Origin of the sequence: Glutamicibacter sp. HZAU (genome assembly GCF_004100365.1) — a bacterium.
GTDB lineage: Bacteria > Actinomycetota > Actinomycetes > Actinomycetales > Micrococcaceae > Glutamicibacter > Glutamicibacter nicotianae.
In genome coordinates, this window is sequence record NZ_SCKZ01000015.1 from 1 (window position 1) to 23,067 (window position 23,067).

Annotated in this window: 19 protein-coding genes and 1 pseudogene; 5 read left to right on the top strand and 15 right to left on the bottom strand. The window is 65.6% G+C overall.

Features of this window, described 5'->3' with window-relative positions; genetic code table 11:
* Positions 1–568 precede the first annotated feature (568 nt).
* The 5 genes from tyrS to argH form a co-directional block, all read right to left on the bottom strand.
* Positions 569–1,888: a tyrosine--tRNA ligase gene (gene tyrS / locus EKH49_RS15970; protein WP_128471650.1), complete on the bottom strand. Its 1,320-nt coding sequence runs from the start codon at positions 1,886–1,888 to the stop codon at positions 569–571.
* A 185-nt stretch (positions 1,889–2,073) separates the two neighbouring features.
* Positions 2,074–4,356, bottom strand: coding sequence for a HelD family protein (locus EKH49_RS15975; protein WP_128471635.1), 2,283 nt, complete (start codon positions 4,354–4,356; stop codon positions 2,074–2,076).
* Between the two features lie 217 nt (positions 4,357–4,573).
* On the bottom strand, positions 4,574–5,122 hold the full coding sequence (locus tag EKH49_RS15980; protein WP_128471636.1) for an adenine phosphoribosyltransferase: 549 nt from the start codon (positions 5,120–5,122) through the stop codon (positions 4,574–4,576).
* A gap of 86 nt (positions 5,123–5,208) precedes the next feature.
* Positions 5,209–5,949, bottom strand: a complete 741-nt coding sequence (locus EKH49_RS15985) for a maleylpyruvate isomerase family mycothiol-dependent enzyme (protein WP_128471637.1) — start codon at positions 5,947–5,949, stop codon at positions 5,209–5,211.
* A 120-nt stretch (positions 5,950–6,069) separates the two neighbouring features.
* Positions 6,070–7,485 (bottom strand): argininosuccinate lyase, encoded by a 1,416-nt coding sequence (gene argH, locus EKH49_RS15990; RefSeq protein ID WP_128471638.1) that lies wholly within the window; start codon positions 7,483–7,485, stop codon positions 6,070–6,072.
* Between the two features lie 248 nt (positions 7,486–7,733).
* On the opposite strand from argH, the gene EKH49_RS15995 reads away from it, so the two are divergent.
* On the top strand, positions 7,734–8,285 hold the full coding sequence (locus tag EKH49_RS15995) for a macro domain-containing protein (RefSeq protein ID WP_128471639.1): 552 nt from the start codon (positions 7,734–7,736) through the stop codon (positions 8,283–8,285).
* 80 nt (positions 8,286–8,365) lie between these two features.
* On the opposite strand, the gene EKH49_RS16000 is transcribed toward EKH49_RS15995, so the two are convergent.
* The 7 genes from EKH49_RS16000 to argC all read right to left on the bottom strand — a co-directional run bounded on the left by EKH49_RS16000 (position 8,366) and on the right by argC (position 16,465).
* Positions 8,366–10,372, bottom strand: coding sequence for a hypothetical protein (locus EKH49_RS16000; RefSeq protein WP_128471640.1), 2,007 nt, complete (start codon positions 10,370–10,372; stop codon positions 8,366–8,368).
* Between the two features lie 86 nt (positions 10,373–10,458).
* Positions 10,459–10,962 carry an arginine repressor gene (locus EKH49_RS16005; protein WP_038993670.1) on the bottom strand — a complete coding sequence of 168 codons (504 nt, stop codon included), beginning with the start codon at positions 10,960–10,962 and terminating at the stop codon, positions 10,459–10,461.
* A 1-nt stretch (position 10,963) separates the two neighbouring features.
* Positions 10,964–11,923 carry an ornithine carbamoyltransferase gene (gene argF / locus EKH49_RS16010; protein ID WP_128471641.1) on the bottom strand — a complete coding sequence of 320 codons (960 nt, stop codon included), beginning with the start codon at positions 11,921–11,923 and terminating at the stop codon, positions 10,964–10,966.
* Positions 11,924–11,975: 52 nt separating this feature from the next.
* Positions 11,976–13,241 (bottom strand): acetylornithine transaminase, encoded by a 1,266-nt coding sequence (locus EKH49_RS16015; protein ID WP_128471642.1) that lies wholly within the window; start codon positions 13,239–13,241, stop codon positions 11,976–11,978.
* The gene (gene argB / locus EKH49_RS16020) at positions 13,238–14,200 is read right to left on the bottom strand and encodes an acetylglutamate kinase (protein ID WP_128471643.1); all 963 of its coding nucleotides are present in this window, start codon (positions 14,198–14,200) and stop codon (positions 13,238–13,240) included. Before argB ends, EKH49_RS16015 begins: the two co-directional genes overlap by 4 nt.
* 22 nt (positions 14,201–14,222) lie before the next feature.
* Positions 14,223–15,437, bottom strand: coding sequence for a bifunctional glutamate N-acetyltransferase/amino-acid acetyltransferase ArgJ (gene argJ, locus EKH49_RS16025; RefSeq protein WP_128471644.1), 1,215 nt, complete (start codon positions 15,435–15,437; stop codon positions 14,223–14,225).
* Complete coding sequence (argC, locus tag EKH49_RS16030) at positions 15,434–16,465, bottom strand: N-acetyl-gamma-glutamyl-phosphate reductase (RefSeq protein ID WP_128471645.1); 1,032 nt, start codon at positions 16,463–16,465, stop codon at positions 15,434–15,436. Before argC ends, argJ begins: the two co-directional genes overlap by 4 nt.
* Before the next feature lie 208 nt (positions 16,466–16,673).
* Here argC and EKH49_RS16035 point away from each other — a divergent pair, with 208 nt between their 5' ends.
* The 3 genes from EKH49_RS16035 to EKH49_RS16985 all read left to right on the top strand — a co-directional run bounded on the left by EKH49_RS16035 (position 16,674) and on the right by EKH49_RS16985 (position 19,132).
* On the top strand, positions 16,674–17,642 hold the full coding sequence (locus EKH49_RS16035) for a quinone oxidoreductase family protein (protein WP_128471646.1): 969 nt from the start codon (positions 16,674–16,676) through the stop codon (positions 17,640–17,642).
* Positions 17,643–17,658: 16 nt separating this feature from the next.
* Complete coding sequence (locus EKH49_RS16980; RefSeq protein WP_128471647.1) at positions 17,659–18,582, top strand: amidohydrolase family protein; 924 nt, start codon at positions 17,659–17,661, stop codon at positions 18,580–18,582.
* A 166-nt stretch (positions 18,583–18,748) separates the two neighbouring features.
* A complete protein-coding gene (locus EKH49_RS16985; protein WP_236641208.1) occupies positions 18,749–19,132 on the top strand; it encodes a hypothetical protein in 384 nt (127 codons plus the stop codon).
* Here EKH49_RS16985 and EKH49_RS17235 read toward each other — a convergent pair.
* Together EKH49_RS17235 and EKH49_RS16055 are read right to left on the bottom strand one after the other, a co-directional pair.
* Positions 19,061–19,540: pseudogene (locus tag EKH49_RS17235) on the bottom strand (4'-phosphopantetheinyl transferase family protein); the annotation flags it as partial. The gene EKH49_RS16985 and the pseudogene EKH49_RS17235 overlap by 72 nt on opposite strands.
* Entirely contained in the window at positions 19,540–21,054 is a 1,515-nt protein-coding gene (locus EKH49_RS16055) for a DUF5129 domain-containing protein (RefSeq protein WP_128471648.1), read from the bottom strand. The gene EKH49_RS16055 and the pseudogene EKH49_RS17235, both read right to left, overlap by 1 nt.
* Before the next feature lie 294 nt (positions 21,055–21,348).
* Here EKH49_RS16055 and EKH49_RS16060 point away from each other — a divergent pair, with 294 nt between their 5' ends.
* Positions 21,349–21,870: a phosphoribosyltransferase gene (locus EKH49_RS16060; RefSeq protein WP_073706807.1), complete on the top strand. Its 522-nt coding sequence runs from the start codon at positions 21,349–21,351 to the stop codon at positions 21,868–21,870.
* Positions 21,871–22,279: 409 nt separating this feature from the next.
* On the opposite strand, the gene EKH49_RS16065 is transcribed toward EKH49_RS16060, so the two are convergent.
* Positions 22,280–22,951, bottom strand: a complete 672-nt coding sequence (locus EKH49_RS16065) for an ABC transporter ATP-binding protein (RefSeq protein ID WP_128471649.1) — start codon at positions 22,949–22,951, stop codon at positions 22,280–22,282.
* Positions 22,952–23,067 lie beyond the last annotated feature (116 nt).

The window sequence follows — 23,067 nt, forward strand, 5'->3', positions numbered from 1 at the left end:
CGCCGCCAGCGTTCATCCTGAGCCAGGATCAAACTCTCCATAAAAAAATAAAAAGCCACCAGCAACCCCTTGGAAAATAAGGGCGAAGCCGATGAAGTCCTGGCGAATAATAAAGCACTCAAGGACACTGCACGGGGGTGCAATGCCTCAAGCAAATGTTATGTATTCACCAAATAAAAATATTCGGTATCAACAAACTTGGCACACTATTGAGTTCTCAAACAACAAACACTCTCGACACCACACCAGCCACCCTTTGATGGCCACTGCTTCGCTCCGGAGCAACTTTTCCAGCTTACCACCGCGTTGATCATTGTCAACTCGGCGTTTCACGCTGGTTCACCCCGCTGTTTCCGACTCGCCTTTTCAGGCCGTCCGGATCAGCGGCGCGAGATAAAACTTTACACGCATCCCACCACGAAGCAAAATCAGTCAGCGGACTTATTTTTTGTTCTCATTGCCGGCCTGACTTGGAATTTCCTTAATTCGGCACAACAAAACCGCCAGAAAAGTGTCTTGGTTCACAAGTTTTTCTGGCGGTTTCGTGTAGTGCAGCTGTTCGCGGGCCTTACTTGACCAGTTCAGCCACTGCCATGTTCTTCTTGCCGCGGCGCACGATCGCGTAGCGGCCATGCAGGAAGTCCGACTCGGCCAGTTCGGTTTCGATGCCGTCGACCTTGGCATTGTTCACGTAGGCGCCACCTTCGGCTACCGTGCGGCGTGCTTCGGACAATGACTTGCTCAGGCCCGATGCCACCAGGACATTCAGGATGCCCAGATCGTCCGCGGCGACCTTTGCCGAAGGCAGCTCGGCGATGACCGATTCCAGGGTAGGAAGATCGATTGCGCCAAGATCGCCATTGCCGAAGACCGCAGCCGAAGCGGCGATCACCTGTTCGGTGGCTTGCACTCCGTGGACCAGGGAAGTGACTTCCCAAGCCAAGGTGCGCTGGGCGACGCGCTTGAACGGGCGCTCGGCAACCTCGGTTTCCAGTTCCGCGATCTGCTCGCGGGTCAGGAAGGTGAAGACCTTCAGGCGGTCGATCACGTCGGCGTCGGCGGTGTTCAGCCAGAACTGGTAGAAGGTGTACGGGCTGCACATATCGGCATCCAGCCAGATGGCGTTGCCCTCGGACTTGCCGAACTTGGTGCCGTCGGAGTTGGTGATCAGCGGGGTGCCGTAGGCGTGCACCGAGTTGCCCTGGACCTTGCGGATCAGGTCGGTGCCGCTGGTCAGGTTGCCCCACTGGTCCGAACCGCCGGTCTGCAGGGTGCAGCCGTACTGGCGGTTCAGCTCCAGGAAGTCGTAGCCCTGCAGCACCTGGTAGGAGAATTCGGTGTAGCTGATGCCCTCGTCGGAGTTCAGGCGCGCGGCCACGATTTCCTTCTTGACCATGGTGCCCACGCGGAAGTACTTGCCCACATCGCGCAGGAAGTCCAGGGCCGAGAGCTGCTGCGTCCAGTCCAGGTTGTTGACCAGGCGCACCGCGTTCTCGCCCTCGGCGGAGAGGAAGCGGGAGACCTGGGCCTGGAGCTTGGCGACCCATTCGGTCACGGTTTCCTTGGTGTTCAAGGTGCGCTCGGCGGTCTGCCGCGGGTCGCCGATCAGGCCGGTGGAACCGCCCACCAGTGCCAGCGGCTTGTGGCCGGCCAGCTGCAGGCGGCGCATGTTCAGCAGCTGCACCAGGTTGCCCAGGTGCAGGGACGGCGCGGTGGGATCGAACCCGCAATAGTAGGTCACAGATTCTTCGGAGAGGGCTCGTTCCAGCTCGGCTTCATCGGTGGACACGTGCACCAGGCCGCGCCACTTCAATTCCTGCCAGACGTTCTCGAAAGATGCGTCGTTGCTCTGTCCCGCAATCACGGGATTCTGCTTCGTATCAGACATGCTCACTGTGACCATTTTCTGTCTTCGTTCTGCCCCGAGTGCACGCATTTGCCTGCGTGCACCTGTGATCGCGCCGGGAGTTGGGGTTGCGTTCCCGGCACACAGGTTCAAGGTTATCGCCTGCCGGCGGGCTCGTGCCACTTGCCCGGCCCGCCCCTTGGTCACATCCGCAACCGCGCGGGCCGCTAGGCTTCCATGCCTTCGGGCAGCTCGCGGGCGTGGACCACGTGCAGCCGCTGGGTGGTACGGGTCATCGCCACGTACAAATCGCCGACGCCGCCGTCGACCTCGTCCACCAGCTCGGCAGGTTCAAGGATCAGCACGCCGTCGAATTCCAGGCCCTTGGACTCGCGCGCGGTGATCACCACGATGTCCTGGCTCAACCCGCCCGAGCCGCTGCCGACGCGGTCGCCGTAGACCTGCTCGACCGCCGCGCGGATGCGGGCCAGGTCCTGCTGCGGCACGATGATCGCCTGCAGTCCCCCGGCCGAATACTCCAGTTCTTCGCGCAGCGCGGCCAGCACCGCGTCCTGCACCCTGTCGGCGGTGGTGCGGGTCAGCACCGGCGGCCAGTCGCCTTCGCGGACCGCCTGCGGGGTGGTGATGCGCAGGCCGGCGGCCTGGGCAACGCGCACCGCCGCGTCGGCGATCTGCGCCGGGGTGCGGTAGTTCACGGTCAGCTCTTCGAGTTCGAAGCGGTCGCCGAAGAACGGCTCCAGGGCCTGCGACCAGCTGCTGGCACCCGAGGCGGCCGAGGTCTGCGCGATATCGCCGACGATGGTGAAGGACTTCATCGGGCAGCGGCGGATCAGCAGGCGCCACTGCATCGGCGAGAGCTCCTGCGCTTCGTCGACGACGATATGCCCGTAGGCCCAGGTGCGGTCGGCCACCGCGCGTTCGGCGGCGGTGAGCCGCACGGCGGTTTCCTGGTTCACCCCGGCCACCTGCTCCGCGGTGACCACGCCGTCGATGCCGGCGTTTTGAAGCATCGTGTGCATATTGCGCAGGGCGGCCTTGGCGTTCTCCACGTCGGCCTCGTACTGGGCGGTGCGGGCGCCTTCCAGCGGATCGGCGAAGTCGCCGAGCAACCCGGCGGCCTCGTCCAGCAGCGGCACATCGGCCTCGGTGAACGGCGAGCCGGCCCGGCGGTACAGGGAGTCGCGTTCGTGCTCCGCCAGGTGCGGGGCCGCGGCGGCCAAAAGGTGCGGGTTGGCGAACAGCTCGGCCACCAGCTGCTGCGGGGTCATCGGCATCCAGCACAGGTTCAGCGCCACGCGCACATCGTGCGATTCGCGCACCTCCTGCGGCAGGTAGGAACGGTCGGTGGTCGAGGACTGCCCGGCAGATTCCTCCAGCTTGCGGCGCAGCTGCTCGGCCAGCTCGCCGACCAGCACCTTGACGAAGGTCTCGCGCGCCTCGTTGTACGGCTTGCGGGTGTGGCGGGCGCGTTCGCGCGCGTTCTTGACCATCTTCGGGGTCAGCGTCAGGCGCGTGCCCTCCACCACCAGGGTCCGGTTTTCCGGGATCAGCCGCTGGCGGTTGCGCACCGCGTTGGCGATCACCTTGGCCATGGACAGCTGGCCCTTGAGCCGGGCGACGGTGCGGTTGGCTTCCGGCACGGCGTGGATGCCGTGGTAGAGATCGCTCACCGAGGACATGACCACGCCGGTCTCGCCCAGCGAGGGCAGCACGCGCTCGATGTAGCGCATGAAGGAGTTGGACGGGCCGACGATCAGCACGCCGGCGTTCTTCAGCCGTTCGCGGTATTCGTAGAGCAGGAAGGCGGCGCGGTGCAGGGCGACGGCGGTCTTGCCGGTGCCCGGGCCGCCCTGGACGACGACCGCCCCGGGCAGCTCGGCGCGGATGATCGCGTCCTGCTCAGCCTGGATGGTGCCGACGATATCGCCCATGCGGCCGGTGCGCTTCTCGCGCAGGGCGGCCATCAGCGCGCCTTCGCCGTGGTGCGTGTGGCCCTCGTCCAGCCAGGTCTCGTCGAGCACGTCGTCCTCGATGCCGGCCACGGACCGGCCCTTGAGCATCAGGTGGCGGCGGCGGCGCACCCCGCGCGGATTCAGCGCGGTGGCCTGGTAGAACGGGGCGGCTTCGCTGGCCCGCCAGTCGATCATCAGCCGGTTCAGGTCCTCGTCGGACAGGCCGATGCGGCCGATGTAGCGCGGCGCGGCCGCGGAATCGGCGTCGCCGGGCTGCTGTTGCCGGCCGTTGGCAGCCATGTCCAGGCGGCCGAAGACCAGGCGGTCCTCGACGGCGTCGAGCTGGGCGATCCGGTCCTCGTAGAGGGTGGCGAAGGAGTCGCGTTCGGACATGTTCTGGAAGGTGCCCACGGCCCCCTGGGCCCGGGTGCGCTCCAGCTGCTCCAGCTTTTCGGCGCGCAACTCGTCCAGCCGCGCATACAGGCGGCCCACATACTCGGATTCAGCTAGCAGATCGGCCTCGATGGTGTCGGTCAACCCAGTTTCCCCTCGCGCTCAAGATGTGCCCGTGTGCAGGGCGCAGGGCCCCGCGTGCAACGGTTCCCGCGTAAAAACGCAGGACAGATAATGATACGCGCCTTTTGGCCGGCGCAGGTAATCCCGCGCACCGCTGCCCGTGCGCTGCCCGGGCCCGCCGAAGGGTTGTTCGCCAGCGGCGTGGAACCGTGGCGGATTGTTACCCGACCACACAGGTTCAGGAATGCACGACCTGCAAGGACACCACCTGCTGCCCCTCCAGCTTGGCGCGGCCATCCAGGCCATCGAGTTCCAGCACGACGCCGACGCCGGCGATCTGCGCGCCGGTCTGCTGGAGCAGGCGGACCGCCGACCCGACGGTGCCCCCGGTGGCGAGCACGTCATCGAGGATCAGCACGCGGGTGCCCGGGGCGATCTCGTCCTTGTGCACCTCCAGGCAGCTGGTGCCGTACTCCAAGGTGTACTCGTCGCGGTAGACCTCGCGCGGCAGCTTGCCTGCCTTGCGGATGGTCAGCATGCCCTTGCCCGAGGCGTAGGCGGCCGCCGCGGCCAGCACGAAACCGCGCGCTTCGAGGCCCGCGACGATGTCGAACTGCCCTTCGAAGGGTGCGATCAGTTCGTCGACCATGCGGCGCAGGCCGACCGGGTCGGCGAAGACCGGGGTGAGGTCCTTGAAGGAGATCCCCAGCTGCGGGTAGTCGGGCACGATCTCGCACAGTCGGTCCAGCAGGTCGCTAATGCTCTCAGAAGTAGTCACGTCTGCCAATTTTAGTCCCTTTGCGCGCTGCTTTTCCCACGACCGTGCATAATCATGAGCACATTCCGGGTGGCCCCGGCGCGGTGCGCCCGGTTCTAGCGGGCCATCAGCCGATCGCTGGGCCAGGGCAGCAGCTGCGGGTCGGCGGCCGAATCGGCGGCCGCGGTGACCTGCACCGGCCCGGCTGCCGGGCGTCCAGCCATCCAGGCGGCCAGATCGAAATCCGTGCCCGAAAGCACCCAGGATTTCGAGCCGTTCCCGAGCACGATCGGGGTCTTCCCATGCGGCTGCAGCACCAGGCGGGTTCCTTCCGGAACGCGGGCTTCGAGCGCACGGAACAGGTGCGCGCTGAAGGCCGGCGGCCAGCTGGCGGCCGGGCGGACGAATTCGTCCAGGTCGGTGGCGTGGATCAGCATCTCGCGCCAGGTCGCGTACATCAGGTCCGCGGCCGTCGCGCCCGGGCGGTACCCCACCGGCTGCTCCCAGAGGTCTTCGACGCCGGGCAGGACGGCGCGCAACTGGGCCAACCCGTCGGCGGCCAGGGCGCGCAGGGATTCGGGGCGCATCAGCGCGGTCATGTTGATCGCCTCGATCCGGCCCTCGGCGCCGCCGTCGTACATCGAGGGCAGCTGGTCCGCTCCGGCGTGCTCGAATTGGCGCACGGCGGCCTTCGCGAAGGAGGCCAGGTGCGCGATCAGCTGGGCGGTGCTCCACCCCGGCAGCGAGCTCGGCTTGGTGTACTGCGTGGCCGGAACCTCGCGCAGCTGCACGGTCAGCTCATCCAATGCTGTGGTGACCTGTGCGATCAGTTCGGCCGGGGCCAGGAGTTGTGTCATGAAGCACACTCTAGCGCGAACCTGGGACAAATGCGCAAGGGCAGGAGGCTGTGGTTGAAACGGCAGCGGCCGCCGGGCGGGATGCTTCCCGCGCGGCGGCCGCCTGCCACGTGCCCAGTGCTACTTGGCCCAGGCCTTGATCTCGGCCAGCTGGCGTTCGAACTCGGCCAGCTGCGCCGCGACGGCGCTCGGGGCGGTGCCGCCCTGGCCGTTGCGGGCGTTCAGCGAGCCCTCGGTGGAGAGCACCTCGCGCACCGCAGGGGTCAGATGCTCGGAGATGCCGGCGTAGTCCTCGTCGGTCAGGTCCCACAGTTCCACGCCGCGCGATTCGGCCAGCTGCACGGCCGCGCCGGAGAGCTCGTGGGCGTCGCGGAACGGCACGCCCTGGCGGACCAGCCATTCGGCGATGTCGGTGGCCAGCGCGAAGCCCTGCGGGGCCAGCTCGGCCATGCGCTCGGTATTGAAAGTCAGCGTGCCCATCATACCGGCGACCGCAGGCAGCAGGATTTCCAGGGTATCCGCGGCGTCGAACACCGGCTCCTTGTCTTCCTGCAGGTCGCGGTTGTAGGCCAGCGGCAGCGCCTTGAGCGTGGCCAGCAGGCCGGTCAGGTCGCCGATCAGTCGACCTGCCTTGCCGCGGGCCAGCTCGGCAATGTCCGGGTTCTTCTTCTGCGGCATGATCGAGGAGCCAGTGGAGAAGGAGTCATGCAGCTTCACGAAGCTGAATTCCTTGGTGGCCCAGAGGATGACTTCTTCGCTCACGCGGGACAGGTCCACGCCGATCATGGCCGCGATCCAGGAGAATTCGGCGAACACGTCGCGGGCGGCGGTGCCGTCGATCGAGTTGTGCACAGCGGAGTCGAAGCCCAGCTCGGCGGCGACGAAGTTCGGATCCAGGCCCAGGGTCTGGCCGGCCAGCGCACCGGAACCATAGGGCGAAACGGCGGCGCGCTTGTCCCAGTCGATCAGGCGCTGCACGTCGCGCAGCAGCGGCCAGGAGTAGGCCAGCAGCAGGTGCGAGAGCAGGATCGGCTGGGCATGCTGCAGGTGGGTGCGGCCGGGCATCGGCGCATACGGGTGCGCTTTGGCCTGCTGGACCATGGCGTCGAGGGTGTCGATCACGCCGCGGGCGATGATCCGCGCGTGGTCGCGCAGGAACATGCGGCCCAGGGTGGCGATCTGGTCATTGCGCGAACGGCCGGCGCGCAGCTTGCCGCCCAGGGTGGTTCCTGCGCGCTCCAGCAGGCCGCGTTCCAGCGAGCCGTGGACGTCCTCGTCGGTGGGCGCGGCAACATAGGCCTCGGAGAGCACGTCTGCTTCCAGCTGGTCCAGCGCGGTGATCATGTCTGCCAGCTCGGCATCGGTGAGCAGGCCAGCGCGATTGAGCACCTTGGCATGGGCACGGGATCCGGCAATGTCGTAGCTGGCCAGGCGCCAGTCGAAGTGGGTGGACTTGCTCAACGCTGCCATTGCATCCGCTGGGCCGCCGGAGAAGCGACCGCCCCAGAGCGATCCTTCATTTGTTGACGAGGCCATGGCCCGTTCCTTTCTGCCGGTAAAAATTGCACTGCACCCTACTCTAGCAAAGCTTTATGCAATATAACTTATATTTATGCAACGTTGTGCCAATTCATGCATCACATGATTTTCGCCGCCTGCGTGGCGAGGATCGATGGAGCTCTGGAACACGCAGGAAACCTTAAGTTTTGCCTCTTCCAGTCCTCAGCGCCCGGGCGTATGGTGTGAGCATAGAGCCGATACGGAACGTTCTTCGGAGGTACCAAATGGAAATCCAGCTGTACCGGGGCGATATCACCACCCTGAAAGTTGATGCCATCGTCAATGCGGCTAATCCTTCGCTACTCGGTGGAGGCGGCGTCGACGGCGCCATCCATGCAGCTGCCGGCCCCAGCCTGCTGGCCGCCTGCCGGGAGATTCGCGCCAACCGCTACCCCGACGGGATCCCCTCGGGTATTGCCGTCATCACCAAGGCCGGAAATCTTCAGGCCAAGTGGGTCGTGCACACCGCGGCTCCGAATCTGGCACTGATTAAGCCGAACCCGAAGATCCTCGATGACTGCTTCGTGAACTCCCTCTACGTCGCGGCCCGCCATGAGGCCCATTCGATCGCGTTCCCGGCAATTGGCGCAGGAGCCTTCGGATGGGATCCCGAACAGGTTGCCGACATCGCCCATGCAGCCATCAGCCGGTGGGTCGAGACCAACAAGCACATTTCGCCGATCCACAAGATCATTCTGGTGGCCCATACCGACGAGGTCCAGGCAGCTTTCGAGCGCGCATTCTCGCTGGACGCCGTGGAGGAACTTGCCGCCTGATCCGGCCCGATCGGCATCAACGCACGAAAACTGCCGCGCACTTGGTACCGAGTGCGCGGCAGTTTTGCGATCCCCGGCAGCTAGGTCCGGGCGAAATAGGCGTTGCGTTGCGGCTGTTGCAGAGGATCGAGGTGCTTGGGCAGGATGATGTGGGGCAGTCCCCTGACCTTGACCACTTTCAGGTAGCCGCTGTGGACCATGGTGTGGTGCGTTGTGCACAGCGGGCAGCAGTCCTGGAGCCGGGTACGGCCTCCTTTGGCCCATGGCTTGAAGTGGTGGAATTCGAGCAGGGCCGGGTCCTGCGTGCAACCTGGGACCAGGCAGCCGCCGTCCCGGTCGCGGGCGGCAAGCTTCATCCAGCGCGGGAAGTACCTGGCGTCGCGGCCGATGTCCATGACCATCCCGTCAGCGTCGTAGATCGGGCTGAGCACTTTCGCTTCGCACAGCATGGTGCGCAGCTGCGTCGCTGGGATTTTCACACCGTGGGCGCTGATGCCGGTGAGCGATGCGAGATCCTGGAGATCTTCGAGGTGCGCGTGCACCACGATTTCAGGGATGATGCGTTGGCCGTTGCTTTCCCTGCCGGTATTGCGCAGGATTGCGTTCAGCGCGTTGAGCCGGCGTTCGGGCACCGAGCAGGTGTCCGGCAGGCCCGGTAGCGGGTCCTGCGGGTTCGGCCTATCCGGCGGGTCCGGATCCGGATGGGCATCATCTGGCGGAGTTCCATCGGGCGGGGTTCCATCGGGCGGGGTTCCATCGGGCGGGGTTCCATCGGGCGGGGTTCCATCGTGTGGATCGTCGAGCCCAACTCCCGCCCAGTCCGGGGCCGGCTGGCCGCTGTGCCAGAGCCCGTCACCCGCGGGGTCTTGGCCGGTCGCGCCATTCTGCGTTGGCTGGTCGCCGGGTTCGGGCGCGTCGGGGGCTTCTGTGCCGTTGCGGGCGGTGGGCTGCCCGGGGGCCGCTGGATCGCCGGGATCTCCGGGTTGCTGATTTGAGCTGCTATTGCCGGAGGGTTGGCAGTCTGCCGGGTCATCGCCGGCGGCATCTGCTGCGTCTGCTGCTTGGCGGGCGGCGGCCCCGGCCTTGGTGCGCTTGTTGTCGGCCTGCGTGATCAGCGATTCCCAGAGCTCCGCGTCGATCGCCCGCACGCGCACGATGAATTCATGCACGCCGTTGACCACCTTGCCGCGGAAAATGCCCAGTTTCGGGGTCTTGCCCTGGGCGTGCGCGTCCTTGTAGTCCTTGATCAAGCCGTTGATGCGCTTTTGGCGGATGCGGATCCGGTCTTCCTTCAGGTGCGCGGCAGCGTGCTCCTCCAGCAAGATGTCGTCGGCGGCCTTGGCGGTAGCCGTGGTGGGCAGGCCGTCGAAGGTGGTGTCTTCGGGTTCGAACTTGTCCAGCGCGCGGGCGGTTTTCAGCACTTCGCGCGGGTCAGGGGCGTTGTGCAGCTCCGGCAGGGCCCAGCCGGCGGGCGCGGACGATGCCGCGGTGCTCGTGCCGGCGGTGGCCGAGGCGGCATCCAGCAGGCCGGGGGCGGGGGCTGCGAAGTGCTCGGCGAGCAGGGTGAAGCGCGGGGCGCAGGCGGCGCCGGAGATGTCCTTGCGGGCGTGGACCAGGTGGGCGTCCTTGACGCGGCGGTCGGCCTCGAAATAGTTCAGGTCCAGCAGCTGCGAAAGCACGGTGGCGGCATCCAAGTAGACGGTGCGGCCGGGCGCGAATCGGGGCGGGGCGCTGAAGTCGGTGGTGCCCGCGCGCAGGTGATCGAATTCATCGAGGTCCAGGGCGTGGGCGGCGGTGGTTTCCACCAGGCTTGCGGCGATGATGAGGGCGCGGGTGGCATGATGGCCGAAGGCTTCGGCGAAGTGGGCGTGGGCCAGGGCAAGGCGCGGATCGGCGCTGCGCGAGGCCTGGGCGCAAAGGTGCTGGAACAGGTGCAGGCACGCGACTTCGGCACGCAGCAGGCTGGCCGCATCCAGCGGGGTTCCGCTGGCCAGCTGCTCTGCTGTGGTGGCCAAGCTGGCAGCCAGCGAAGCGGCCTGGGCAGGCTGTGCGGGGCCCTGGGTGCCGGCGTGTTCGTGTGGTTCCATGCGTCGATCATCGAACGCCGCCGGGGCGGGCATGGCAAAGCCGCCGCGAACTGTGGACAAGTTCGCGGCGGCTTGGGCGCTGGTGCCTAGCGGGGCTCGGCCAGCTGCAGGAAGCGGGCGGCGACTTCGGCGCCGCCGTCGACCGCGCGGGTGGTGAGCATGATGGTGTCATCCCCCGCGATGCAGCCCAGGATCGAGGGCATCTGCGAGTGGTCGATGGCCAGGGCCAGCAGGTTCGCGGCGCCTGGCGGGGTGCGCAGGACCACGATGTTGCCGCTGGCTTCGGCGGTGACCAGCTGCTCGGCGCAGATCTTCGCCAGGCGCGCGTCGAGCACTTCCTGGGTGATCGCGGTCTGCGGGGAACGGTCCCCGCCTTCCTGGCGCACCGCGTAGATCAGCTGGCCGGAGTTGTCGCGGATGCGCACCGCGCCGATTTCCACCAGGTCGCGCGAGAGCGTGGCCTGGGTGACTTCGAGTCCGTCCTCCTTGAGCAGGCCCAGTAGCTCGGCCTGGGACTTGACGGAGTTGTTTCCCAAGAAGGCGCGGATGCGGGCCTGGCGGGCGGTCTTGGTGCTGGGCTGGGCGGACATCCTAGAGCTCCACCCGGTCGTCTTCGGCCAGGCCGGAAGCGACCATCAGCCAGGTCATGACCGCCTTCTGCGCGTGCACGCGGTTCTCGGCCTCGTCGAACACCACCGACTGCGGGCCGTCGATCACCTCCGCGTCGATCTCGTAGCCGCGGTAGGCCGGCAGGCAGTGCAGCACGATCGCGTCGTCCTTGGCCAGCTTCATCGCCTGCGCGGTCACCGAGTAGCCGGTGAACAGCTTCAGCCGCGCTTCCTTCTCGTCCTCCTGGCCCATGGAGACCCAGGTGTCGGTGACGACCACGTCGGCGTCGGCGAGCGCGGCGGCGGCATCGGTGGTGATCGTGACCGATCCCCCGGTTTCCGCGGCGCGCTGCTGCGCTGCCTCCACGATGCGCGCCTCGGGCAGGTACCCCTCGGGCCCGGCGATGCGCACGTGCATGCCGGCGGTCACCCCGGCCAGCAGGTAGGAGTTGGCCATGTTGTTCGCCGCATCGCCCAGGTAGCTCATGGTCAGCCCCGTGGTCTTGCCCTTGTGCTCGCGCACGGTGAGCAGGTCGGCGATCAGCTGGCAGGGGTGGTAGTCGTCGGACAGCGCGTTGATCACCGGCACCGAGGAATTCGCGGCCATTTCCTCCAGGCCCGACTGGGCGAAGGTGCGCCACACGATGGTGGAAACCATGCGCTCAAGCACCTTGGCGGAGTCGGCGATGGACTCCTTGTGGCCCAGCTGCGAATCGGCGGAATTAATGATCAGCGGGGAGCCGCCCAGTTCGGCGATGCCGGCGTGGAAGGAGACCCGGGTGCGGGTGGAGGTCTTGTCGAAGAAGACCGCGACGGTCTGCGGGCCGGCGTACGGGGTGTAGCCGTACTTGTCGGCTTTCATCGCCGCGGCCAGATCCAGCACCTTGGACTGCTCGTCGGGGGTGAAGTCCAGGTCGGTCAAGAAGTGGCGGGTTGCGCTCATGGGGTGATTCCTTTGCTCGTCTCAGGGGTGGTGGCGAGGTTCATGCCGGCGGCTAGCTGGCCGCGCTGATCAGCTGCGGCAGGGCGGCAATCAGGGTGCCCAGCTGCTCGGTGGTGATCACCAGCGGCGGGGCCAGGCGGATGGTCTGCTCGTCGGTGGCGTTCACGATGAAGCCGGCATCCAGCGCCGCGGCCACCAGCTTCGGCGCGTTCGCGGATTGAAGTTCGAAGGCGGTGAGCAGCCCGGCGCCGCGCACCGCACAGATGCCCTCGATGCCGGCCAGCTGCTCGCGCAGCCAGTGGCCGGTGGCGCGCACATGGGCCAGCAGGTTCTGCGCTTCGATGGTGTGGATGACCGCCAGGCCCGCGGCGCAGGCCACCGGGTTGCCGCCAAAGGTGGTGCCGTGGTCGCCCGGGGACAGCCACTTGGTGTTCTCCTCGCCGAAGACGATCATCGCGCCGATCGGGAAGCCGCCGCCCAGGCCCTTGGCCAGCGTCATCACATCCGGGATCACCGGTGCGGAGGCGAAGAACGAGCCGGTGCGGCCCATGCCGGTCTGCACCTCGTCGAAGACCAGCAGCGCGCCGGCCTCGCGGGTGATCTGCCGGGCGGCGGCCAGGTACTCGGCAGAAAGCAGCCGCACCCCGGCCTCGCCCTGGATCGGCTCGATGAACACCGCGGCGACGGTCTCGTCCACCGCGGCGCGCAGCGCCTCGATGTTCCCGGCCTCGATCCACTGCACGTTGTCCGGCAGCGGGGCGAAGGGGGCGCGGTACTTCTCCTTGTAGGTCAGCGACAGCGCGCCGAGGGTGCGGCCGTGGAAGGCGTGTTCCAGGGCGATCACCTTGGTGCGCGGTGCGTCGGCGGTGCCGGCATTGCGCCGGGTCAGCTTCAGCGCCGCCTCATTGGCTTCGGTGCCGGAGTTGGCGAAGAACACCTTGGAGCCGGCCGGGGCGGCGGAGATCTCCAGCAGTTTCTCGGCCAGCGCGATCTGGCTGGGGCTGGTGAAGAAGTTCGAGACATGGCCCAGGGTGGCCAGCTGGGAGGAGATCACCGAGGCGAGCAGCGGGTGCCCGTGGCCCAGGGTGTTCACCGCGATGCCGCCGAGCAGATCCAGGTACTGGTTGCCATCGGCATCCCAGACGTGGCAGCCTGATCCGCGCACCAGCACCCGCTGCGGGGTGCCGAAGACGCCCAGCAGGGAGTTGGAGTAGCGGTCGGCCAGGGCGGCCGAAGAGAGCTGGCTCAGCCCGGCTACCTCGGCGGCTGCGCTGCCGGCCAGCGCGGAATCGGTGGTGGGGTCAGCGTGCTCGCTCACTTGGCGTCCTTCTGTGCGGTGTTCGTAGCGGTGTTGCTTGGTGTGTTGGCGGCGGGGAGCACCTGGGTGCCCACGCCGGCGGTGGTGAAGATTTCCAGCAGCATCGAGTGCGGCTGGCGGCCATCGACGATGTGGGCCTGCCCCACGCCCTCGTCGACGGCCTTGAGGCAGGCGCCCATTTTCGGGATCATGCCCGATTCCAGGGTGGGCAGCATGGCGCGCAGCTCGTCGTTGGTGATCGAGCTGATCAGCGAGGACTTGTCCGGCCAGGCCGCGTACAGCCCCTCCACGTCGGTGAGGATCACCAGCTTGGCAGCGCCCAGCGCGGTGGCCAGCGCCGCCGCGGCGGTATCCGCGTTGACATTCAGCACCGCGCCGGTGGGTTCGCCGTCGGCGTCGAACTCCGGGGCGACGGTGGAGATCACCGGGATCATCCCGGCGTCCACCAGCGAGTCGACCTGGTCGGTGCGCACGCGGGTGACCTCGCCGACCAGCCCCAGATCCACCGGCAGACCGTCGACGATGGTGCCGGTGCGCACCGCCTGCAAGGTGGCGCCGTCCTCGCCGGACATGCCCACCGAGTAGGGCCCGTGCGAGTTGATCAGGCCGACCAGGTCGCGCTGCACCTGGCCGGTGAGCACCATGCGCACCACGTCCATGGCTTCGGGGGTGGTCACCCGCAGCCCGCCGCGGAACTCGGATTCGATGCCGAGGGTGTCGAGCATCTTGTTGATCTGCGGGCCGCCGCCGTGCACGACGACCGGGTTGATCCCGGCGTGGCGCAGGAACACGATGTCCTCGGCGAAGGCGCGGCGCAGCTCGTCGTTGACCATCGCGTTGCCGCCGTATTTGATGACCATGGTGGTCCCGGCGAAGCGCTGGATCCAGGGCAGCGCCTCGATTAGCGCTTCGGCCTTGGACTGGGCGGTATCCAGGTTGGTGCGGGCGGTGTGGGCCATAGCTGAATTCCCTTGCTTCTGCCTAGCTGGAGTAGGCGGAGTTCTCGTGGACGTAGTCGTGGGTCAGGTCGTTGGTCAGCACGGTCGCTTCCTCGGTGCCGGCGTTCAGGTCGATCTCGATGCGCACATTGCGCTCCTCGAGGCTGACCAGGTTGCGGTCTTCGCCGACGCCGCCGTTCTTGCAGACCATCACGCCGTTAATCGAGACGTTCAGCTCGTCGGGTTCGAAGGCCGCCTTGGTGGTGCCGACCTCGGAGAGCACGCGGCCCCAATTCGGGTCCTTGCCGAAGACGGCGGTCTTGACCAGGTTGGAGCGCGAGACGGCCTTGGAGACTTCCAGCGCGTCGGCCTCGGTGGCGGCGTTGAAGGTGCGGATCGCGATGGTGTGATCGGCCCCTTCGGCATCCTCGATCAGCTTCGCCGCCAGCTCGCAGCAGGCGTCGGTCAGCGCGGCGGTGAAGTCGGCCAGGTCCGGGGTGGTGCCCGAAGCGCCGGAGGCCAGCAGCAGCACGGTGTCGTTGGTGGACATGCAGCCATCGGAATCCGCGCGGTCGAAGCTCATCGCGGTGGCGGCGCGCAGGGCCGCATCGGCCTGCTCGGCGGTCAGCTGCGCGTCGGTGGTGAGCACCACGAGCATGGTGGCCAGCGCCGGGGCGAGCATGCCCGCGCCCTTGGCCATGCCGCCGATGACCACCTGGCCGGAGCCCGGGGCCCCGACGATGCGGGAGACCAGCTTCGGCACGGTGTCGGTGGTCATGATGCCCGCGGCCGCCTGATCGGCGGCGTCCTGGTCACTGGCCAAGGCGCTGGCGGCTGCTTGCACGCCGGGCAGCAGCTTGTCCATCGGCAGCTGCACGCCGATCAGCCCGGTGGAGGCCACCGCAACATCGCCGGCGGAAACCGAGAGCAGCTGCGCGGCGTATTCGGCGGTCTTATGGGTGTTGGCGAAGCCTTCGGCGCCGGTGCAGGCGTTCGCTCCGCCGGAGTTGAGCACCACCGCGTCGATGCGGCCATCGGCCAGCACCTGCTTGGACCAGTGCACCGGGGCGGCGGCCACGCGGTTGGAGGTGAATACGCCGGCGGCGGTGAACTGCGGTCCGAGGTTTTGCACCACGACCACGTCGTTCTTGCCGGTGGACTTCAGCCCTGCCGGCACGCCGGCGGCCGCGAAGCCTGCCGGGGCGGTGACGCCGGTGCCGGATGCCGAGGGGCGGGTGGGGGTGTAGGCGAGGCTCACGGTGCGACTCCTTGCATGAGCAGTCCGGTGTTTTCTTCCAGTCCCAGCGCGATGTTCATCGACTGGACGGCGGCACCTGCGGTGCCCTTGGTCAGGTTATCCAGCGCTGCGGTGGCGATCACGCGGTTCGCGTGCGTATCGAAGGCCAGCTGCAGCTGGACGTGGTTGGATCCGAGCACCGCACCGGTGGTCGGCCACTGGCCCTCGGGCAGCAGGTGCACGAACAGCTCGCCGGCGTAGGCGGCGGACCAGGCCTCGCGCAGCTGCGCTGCGGTGACGCCCGGCTTGACCTTGGCGGTGGCGGTGGTCAGGATGCCGCGCGGCATCGGGGCCAGGGTCGGGGTGAAGGAGACGGTGACATCTTCGCCGGCCAGCTTGGAGAAGCCCTGCTCCATTTCCGGGATGTGGCGGTGCGATCCGCCCACCCCGTAGGTGCTCATCGAGCCCATCGCCTCGCTGCCCAGCAGGTGGGGCTTGAGCGACTTGCCGGCGCCCGAGGTGCCCGAGGCGGAGATGATGACCACGTCGTCGGCTTCCAGCAGCCCGGCGGCAAAGCCCGGGGCCAGGGCCAGCTGCGCGCCGGTCGGGTAGCAGCCGGGAACCGCGACGCGCTTGGTGCCGGCGAGCTTCTGCCGCTGCCCGGGAAGCTCGGGCAGCCCATAGGGCCAGAAGCCTGCGTGCTCGGAGCCGTAGAACTTCTCCCAGGCGGCGGCCGATTCCAGCCGGTGGTCGGCGCCGGCGTCGATGACCAGGGTGTTCTCGGGCAGGGCGGCGGCCACGGCGGCCGAGGCGCCATGCGGCAGGGCCAGGAACACCACGTCGTGCCCCGCAAGGTTTTCCACGGTGGTGTCCACCAGGACCCGGTCGGCGAGCGCATGCAAGTGCGGGGCGATCGAGCCGAGGCGCTGCCCGGCCTGCGAATGCGCGGTGATCGCGCCGATCTCTACCTCTGGGTGCGCCGCGAGGATGCGCAGAACCTCGCCGCCGGCGTATCCGCTGGCGCCGGAAACAGCTACTGAAATCGTCATGACCAGATTCTACCGCGAAATATTCACGCACGCTAATAAATATTCATAAAATTCTTCGTCACGTAACCCGACATCCACCCGCGCGGCGCCCGCACGGCCGCCCGAAGTCCTACACTGGCCGTAGAGACCGCCCGGCATCGAGCGCATCGAGCGCCGGGATCCAAATACGCAGAGTTTCGAGATCTGCAGAGCCAAGGAGCGCCATTCCATGCAGCAGCAAGCCATCGTGGTCAACGAACCATCCGACGCCAGCGGACTGGTGCCGGCAGAAATCCCGGTCCCTGCCCCGGGCCCGGGCCAGCTGCTGGTGAAGATCGCCGCCACCGGGGTGAACTTCATCGAAACCTACCAGCGCAGCGGCGTGTACGCGGTGGACTACCCCTTCACCCCGGGCACCGAGTTCTCCGGCGTGGTGGAGCAGATCGGCGACGGCGTGCAGAACTACAAGATCGGCGACCGGGTGGCCACCGCCTCCGGCTCCCGGGGCTACGCCCAGTACGCGCTGGTGGACGCCAAGCGGGCAGGCAAGGTGCCCGACGCGGTGAACCTGAATATCGCCGCCGCGCTGCCGCTGCAGGGCATGACGGCGCACTACCTGGTGCATTCGAGCTACATGGTGCGCTCCGGCGAAGTGGTGCTGACCTATGCCGGCGCCGGCGGCGTGGGCCTGATCCTCACTCAGCTGCTCAAGCTCAAGGGGGCGACGGTGATCACCACCGCCTCCACCCAGGAGAAGAAGGACCTGGCCCGGGCCGCCGGTGCCGACTACGTGGTGGACTACGACCAGGTGGCGGCCACCGTCGAGCAGGTCACCGGCGGGGCGGGAGTGCATGCGGTCTACGACGGCATCGGCAAGGACACCTTCGAGACCTCGCTGGCAGCGCTGCGCCGGCGCGGCACGCTGGTGCTCTTCGGCGGCGCCTCCGGCCAGGTGCCCGACTTCAACCTGCAGCGGCTGAACGCCGGCGGCTCGCTGAGCGTGACCCGGCCGAAGCTCGACGACTTCCTGGCCACCGAGCAGGAGCTGCACTGGCGCTTCGGCGACATCTTCGGCTGGGTCGCCGCCGGCCAGATTGATGTGCGCATCGGCGCCGAGTACCCGCTGGCCAAGGCCGCCGAGGCCCACGCCGCGCTGGAATCGCGGGCCACCACCGGCAAGATCATCCTGGTTCCCTAGCGCAGGATCCCCAGCCATGAACGAGCAGCGACCCGGCGGGCACGCCGGCATCTGCCCCGCCACCGACGAGGAGGTGCCGGCGTACCTGCAGGCCCTGGGCATCCCGGGGGTGATCGACCTGCACGTGCACTTCATGCCGGATAACGTGCTGGCCAAGGTCTGGTCCTACTTCGACGGCGAAGCGCAGCGCACCGGCCACCCGTGGCCGATCAGCTACCGGCTGCCCGAGGCGCAGCGCGTCGCGGCGCTGGAGGACCTGGGCGTGATCGCCTACGGCACCTTGAATTATGCCCACCGCCCGGACATGGCCGCCTGGCTCAACGAGTACTCGCGGCAGTTCGCGGACCACCATCCCGAGGCGATCCGTTCGGGCACCTTCTACCCGGAGCCAGAGGCCGCCGAACTGGTGCGCGCCGCGCTGGACGACGGGGTGCAGCTGTTCAAGGTGCACGTGCAGGTGGGCGGCTTCACCCCGCTCGATCCGCTGCTCGACGGCGCCTGGGAGCTGGTCGCCGAGGCGCGGACGCCGGTGGTGATCCATTGCGGGCATGGGCCGCATGCCGGCCGGTTCACCGGGATCGAGCCGATCCGCGAACTGGTGGCACGGCATCCGCAGCTGGTGCTGGTCATCGCCCATGCCGGCTTGCCCGACTACGTGCAGTTCGCCCAGCTGGCCGCAGAGAATCCCAACGTCTACCTGGATACCACCATGGTGGGCACCGGGTTCATGAACCGCATCGCCCCGCTGCCGGCGGAATATCCGCGGCTCGTGGCCGGGCTCTCGCACAAGATCGTGTTCGGCTCCGACTTCCCGAATATCCCCTATTCCTACAGCCACCAGATCCAGGCGCTGGAATCCTGGTCGCTGGGCGCGGGATGGATGCGCGACGTGCTGCACGATACCCCGCGCAGGCTGCTGCAGGCGGTGCGCAACAGTTGAGAGATGCATGACAGTTCAACCATATTCTTGCGGCGGTCCGCCCGCGGCACGCTTTAATGGTTGATGGAACCCCGCGTTCCGCCCCTCCAGGATCCGCTTCGCTTCCGGACCGCTCTCCCCCCAGCGGACCGACACGCTCTTTGGTGAAGGGACAGATCCGGTCAGCATGGACAACGGACAAACTCCAGCGCCGGATGCACCAATCCACCCACCCCAGTTCCCCTCCGGAGCCCTGGCGCCGCCTGCGCGCACCCTCATGGACATCCTGCAGGCCACTGCAAAGGCCCACCCCGGCGCTCCGGCCAGCGACGACGGGCAGCGCGTGGAAAGCTACGCGGAACTGCTGGACGAGGTCAAGGACAAGGCCCGGCGGCTGCACGAGCAGGGCCTGGGCGCGGTCTTGGAATCGGCGTGCTGGCGCATCGATGAGAATTCGGCATTCCAGGAAATCCAGCCACTGCCTGGTCAGCGGAAACCAGGCCTTGAAGACGCTTTCCTTGGCGCTGAAGATCAGCCGCTCCCAGAAGATATCCGGATAGCGTGCCGATAGGTCTTCGACCATCGGCCGCTCTTCGGGAAGCGAGATGATGTCGAGGATTTCTTCTGGCAACGGGACGTGCAGCTCGGCGTCGATGCCCACGCCACGTATATCATTCGTGGAAGCTACCGCGGCTGCCCGGAAGCCCGCGCAGTGGGTCATGCTCCCGGCAACGCCAGCTGGCCAGATTGGTGCCCGCTTCTCAACCGGGACCAGGGCAGCACCTTCATGGCCCAGTTCTCGAAAGGCTCGGCGAGCGCACACCCGGACGGTGCGGAATTCACGCTGCCTTTCGGGCACCGCATCGGCGATGTACCGTTCTTCTTCGGAATAGTACGTGCCTTCCTCCAGCTCGATGCGGGTCTCAACGACCCGCACCGACGGCGGAAACAGGTCCGCGAAGATCTTGCTGGATTTCATCAGAAGCGGGAGGATCCGCCAGCGCCCGAGAAGCTTCCGCCACCGGAGTAGCCGCTGGATACTCCGCCGGAGGAGCTCGCCGCTTCACGCGAGGCAGTTACTGCGCTGACGCCTGAAGAATATCCGTGGTGGTAGCCGCTCACCCGCCAATACATCGATGCGGGATTCAGGACATCCAGGATGGTGCCGGAACGGCCGTCATAGGCACGGGTTTCGTACCGGGATTTCTTGAGCTCCGACTGCATATCGGCCTTCTCTTCCGCATTCTCCGCGTACACCTCGATTTGCGCTTGGGCGAAGATGTCCAGCTTTTCGGTCAGCTCGGCACGCAATGCGGATAATCCATCAAGTGCCTGGTCCACGGTGATCGATTCTTCCGTCAGCTGCGCCGTCAGCTCGTTGAGCTCGGTGGTTGCAGTTTCCCGGTAGGAAGCCAAGGCGGCAGCGCTGCCCTTCAGCTCCGGTTCGACGTCATTGAGCAATTCACGGATATCGTCCAGGTCTTCTTCCAGCGGCTTGGTCTGCGCATGCCAGGCATCTTGCCATGAGGCCGAACGAGTATAGAGCGCGGCCGCGGCAATGATGGCGTCATCCGTCAGGTCCAAGGACTGGGTTGACTCTCGGAATTCCTTGGCCTGGCGCACGCCGTTGGTGCCCGAACGCTCTTTCTTGCTCTGTTGCTCCAGCGACTGCTGCGCTTCGAAGCAATCACGGTATTTGGCCATGAACTTGCTGAAGCGTTGTTCCAGCTCGGCGGCATGACCTGAAGCGGACGGCAGGGTACGAGCCGCCAATTCGGTCTCTTCCAGATCCATCGTGACGTTGGTCAGGTGAACGGTTCCCTGATGCAGTTCTTCGGCGAAAGTTTTCCGCCGTGTCGACCGGGTATGCAGCACGGCTCCGCCGACGGTGGCGGCAACGAGTCCACCGATGCCGGTGGTAATCCACAAGGCAGGGTGCTGGTACCAGGGACGATTCATGATCACGGATGCCTTGTCGGCTACGGCGATGACGCCATCCGTCCAGCGGGACAGGTTGAAATCGTCGTAGCCGGCTTCATGGATGCTCTCCATGGAGCTCTCGGAAACTTTGCGGTCTTCACCGAAGTACGTGCCGATCTGTCCGTCTCCCTCTCCTTCGATGGACAAGGTGATGATGAACAGGCCATCGGCCCAGTAGTCGCCGTAGTCTTCGGGCTTGCCGGAAATCCATTCGGGATGCGTCGACTTGGCGTAGTCGAGAGTTTCGGTATTGATGTCGTCGGAGTATTCCCCGTTACGCGCGTAGATCGCCACATCGGTCGGCTCATTGAAATCGAGTTCTTCCAATGCATCACGCAGCCTCTGCTCATTGAGCTTGCCCGTGGAGTCATCGATGGTGATAGATTCCAGGTTCTGCCCCGCAGCGACCTGTACTCCGGTGGCAGCATGCGCCGCAGGCAACGCCCCTGCCAGTCCCAAAGAGAGCATGGCTGCGGCACCGGCTATCCGGATGTTCCAGGTTCGTGGGCTCAAGTTGCGTCTCCTTCATGGGGATTCCGGATTATCTCCGGCTGATGGCCTTTCCCCCATCCTAGCGATCTTGGATGCGGCACGGGTCATCATTAAGACGGCTTTTAGCGCATCAAGCCTGCCATGCGCTGGCGCCAGGCTTGGTTTCGCCAAAAGTGATGGATTCCTCAAGCTGGCCCATTGCATGCCTATTCTTGCCTAATCAGCGGATGGGAATCCTCCGGGCTCAGCAGGAAAAAGTGAACGGTCGGTTTCAACTGTGCATCGCTGCCACGAATTCGGGGATAAAATTGCAGAATGACTAGCATTGACGATTCAGGGGCATCCGTCCTTTCAGAACCAGAGCGCGAAATCCTCACCTGGGACACCTTCGGTGCGGCTTCCCGCGAGCTGGCACAGACCATTGTCGACGATGGCTTCGAGCCAGACATCGTCCTGGCAGTTGCCCGAGGCGGCCTGCTGCTCGCCGGATCCATTTCCTACGCCCTGGGTGTCAAGGCTTGCGGTGCGCTGAACGTGGAGTTCTACACCGGCATCGGCACCGTCCTGCCTGAACCAGTGGTTCTTCCCCCAATGCTTGATGACGGCCACCTGCGCGACAAGAAGATCCTGATCGTTGACGACGTCTCCGACTCCGGCCGGACCCTTGAAAAGGTTGTCGATCTGGTGTCCGCCTGGGGCGCAGATGTGAAGACCGTTTGCCTGTACACCAAGCCACGCACCATCATGGTCCCGGACTATGAATGGCGCCGCACCGACAAGTGGATTACCTTCCCATGGTCCGACTTGCCACCGGTTACCGCTGGCGGAACCAAGTAAAGTTCTTCAACTTCAGCAGGGAACGACGAAATTTCGTCGTTCCCTGCTTTTGTTTTGCCGCTGCCGTGGCGGGCTCACCCATGTATATAGTAAATCCGCTTGCTCCCTAACTTCATGCGCCGATAGCCCATGTCGAGACGCAGTAAGCGATGAACGAATCAGTTCAATTATCCACGCCACCCGAGAATGCTTTCCAAGTCGTCAGCGGCAATGGGAACTACGCCACCGCAAGCAGGCTACAGATCTGCATAATCACGGAATCGTGCTTCCCACAAGCTCAAGGTACAGCCACCAATAAATTGGTCCGGCTCGATATCCCCACGAAAACAAACACTGTAGATAATTCACGTTCCCCATGGATTATGGTTGCTGACCGATGAAGGGTTCCCCAGCGCGATTTATATAGAATTCAGAAGACCGTCGCATCGACGGGTTCCAGACATTGGTCGACCAGTTCCAATGCCCGGTCACACGAGCTCATGACCTTCTTCGAATGAGTCGCAATGATGAATTTAGTTCCTTGATCCTGCAAATGACCGAACAACTCGAGAATCGAATCCTCGGTGGCTTCATCGAGGGCACCTGTCGGCTCGTCCGCAAGAATAACATCAGGTCTCTTGACGATTGCTCGCGCTATTGCTACGCGCTGAGCTTCACCTCCGGACAACCGCGAAGACTTCTTGCGCTCAAAACCGCTAAGTCCCACCATCTCTAAACATTTCGAGGCTTCCGCTACCAGATTCGGATGCTTCGGCTGAGCAAAGATCACGTTCGCCAGCACATTCCTGTCCCGAAGCAAGTCATAATGTTGGGTCACATACCCGATATGCTTCCGCCTTAATTTAGCCATCACAGAAATGCTGCGCTCTACTTTTTGGCCGTCGAAGTAGTACTCACCAGAGTATTGCGTATCTAGTCCGGCGAGGATCCGCAGCAAGCTACTTTTTCCCGAGCCACTACGTCCTGCAAGGGATACTGACTTCTCATGATGGCCAAGACTGAAATCCACGGAGCGGAACAGTGTTCTGCTCGCGCCATTAGGCTCAATTACTTGCTTCTGCACGTCTCGGAGATCGATCATGCTAACCCAGATGTTTCATCACGCCTTACACGGCCACCGAAATCCATTACCGAGTGATTCCCGGTGGCCGTTTCCGGTTGCGCGCACGACCAAGAGCGCCTGAACCACCAGCGCTG

Excerpts from the sequence above, each read along its gene's own strand:
- tyrS (WP_128471650.1), bottom strand. The coding sequence starts at position 1,888 with ATGTCTGATACGAAGCAGAATCCCGTGATTGCGGGACAGAGCAACGAC.
- EKH49_RS15985 (WP_128471637.1), bottom strand. The coding sequence starts at position 5,949 with ATGACACAACTCCTGGCCCCGGCCGAACTGATCGCACAGGTCACCACA.
- argH (WP_128471638.1), bottom strand. The coding sequence starts at position 7,485 with ATGGCCTCGTCAACAAATGAAGGATCGCTCTGGGGCGGTCGCTTCTCC.
- EKH49_RS15995 (WP_128471639.1), top strand. The coding sequence starts at position 7,734 with ATGGAAATCCAGCTGTACCGGGGCGATATCACCACCCTGAAAGTTGAT.
- EKH49_RS16000 (WP_128471640.1), bottom strand. The coding sequence starts at position 10,372 with ATGGAACCACACGAACACGCCGGCACCCAGGGCCCCGCACAGCCTGCC.
- EKH49_RS16005 (WP_038993670.1), bottom strand. The coding sequence starts at position 10,962 with ATGTCCGCCCAGCCCAGCACCAAGACCGCCCGCCAGGCCCGCATCCGC.
- argF (WP_128471641.1), bottom strand. The coding sequence starts at position 11,923 with ATGAGCGCAACCCGCCACTTCTTGACCGACCTGGACTTCACCCCCGAC.
- argB (WP_128471643.1), bottom strand. The coding sequence starts at position 14,200 with ATGGCCCACACCGCCCGCACCAACCTGGATACCGCCCAGTCCAAGGCC.
- argC (WP_128471645.1), bottom strand. The coding sequence starts at position 16,465 with ATGACGATTTCAGTAGCTGTTTCCGGCGCCAGCGGATACGCCGGCGGC.
- EKH49_RS16035 (WP_128471646.1), top strand. The coding sequence starts at position 16,674 with ATGCAGCAGCAAGCCATCGTGGTCAACGAACCATCCGACGCCAGCGGA.
- EKH49_RS16980 (WP_128471647.1), top strand. The coding sequence starts at position 17,659 with ATGAACGAGCAGCGACCCGGCGGGCACGCCGGCATCTGCCCCGCCACC.
- EKH49_RS16985 (WP_236641208.1), top strand. The coding sequence starts at position 18,749 with ATGGACAACGGACAAACTCCAGCGCCGGATGCACCAATCCACCCACCC.
- EKH49_RS16060 (WP_073706807.1), top strand. The coding sequence starts at position 21,349 with ATGACTAGCATTGACGATTCAGGGGCATCCGTCCTTTCAGAACCAGAG.
- EKH49_RS16065 (WP_128471649.1), bottom strand. The coding sequence starts at position 22,951 with ATGATCGATCTCCGAGACGTGCAGAAGCAAGTAATTGAGCCTAATGGC.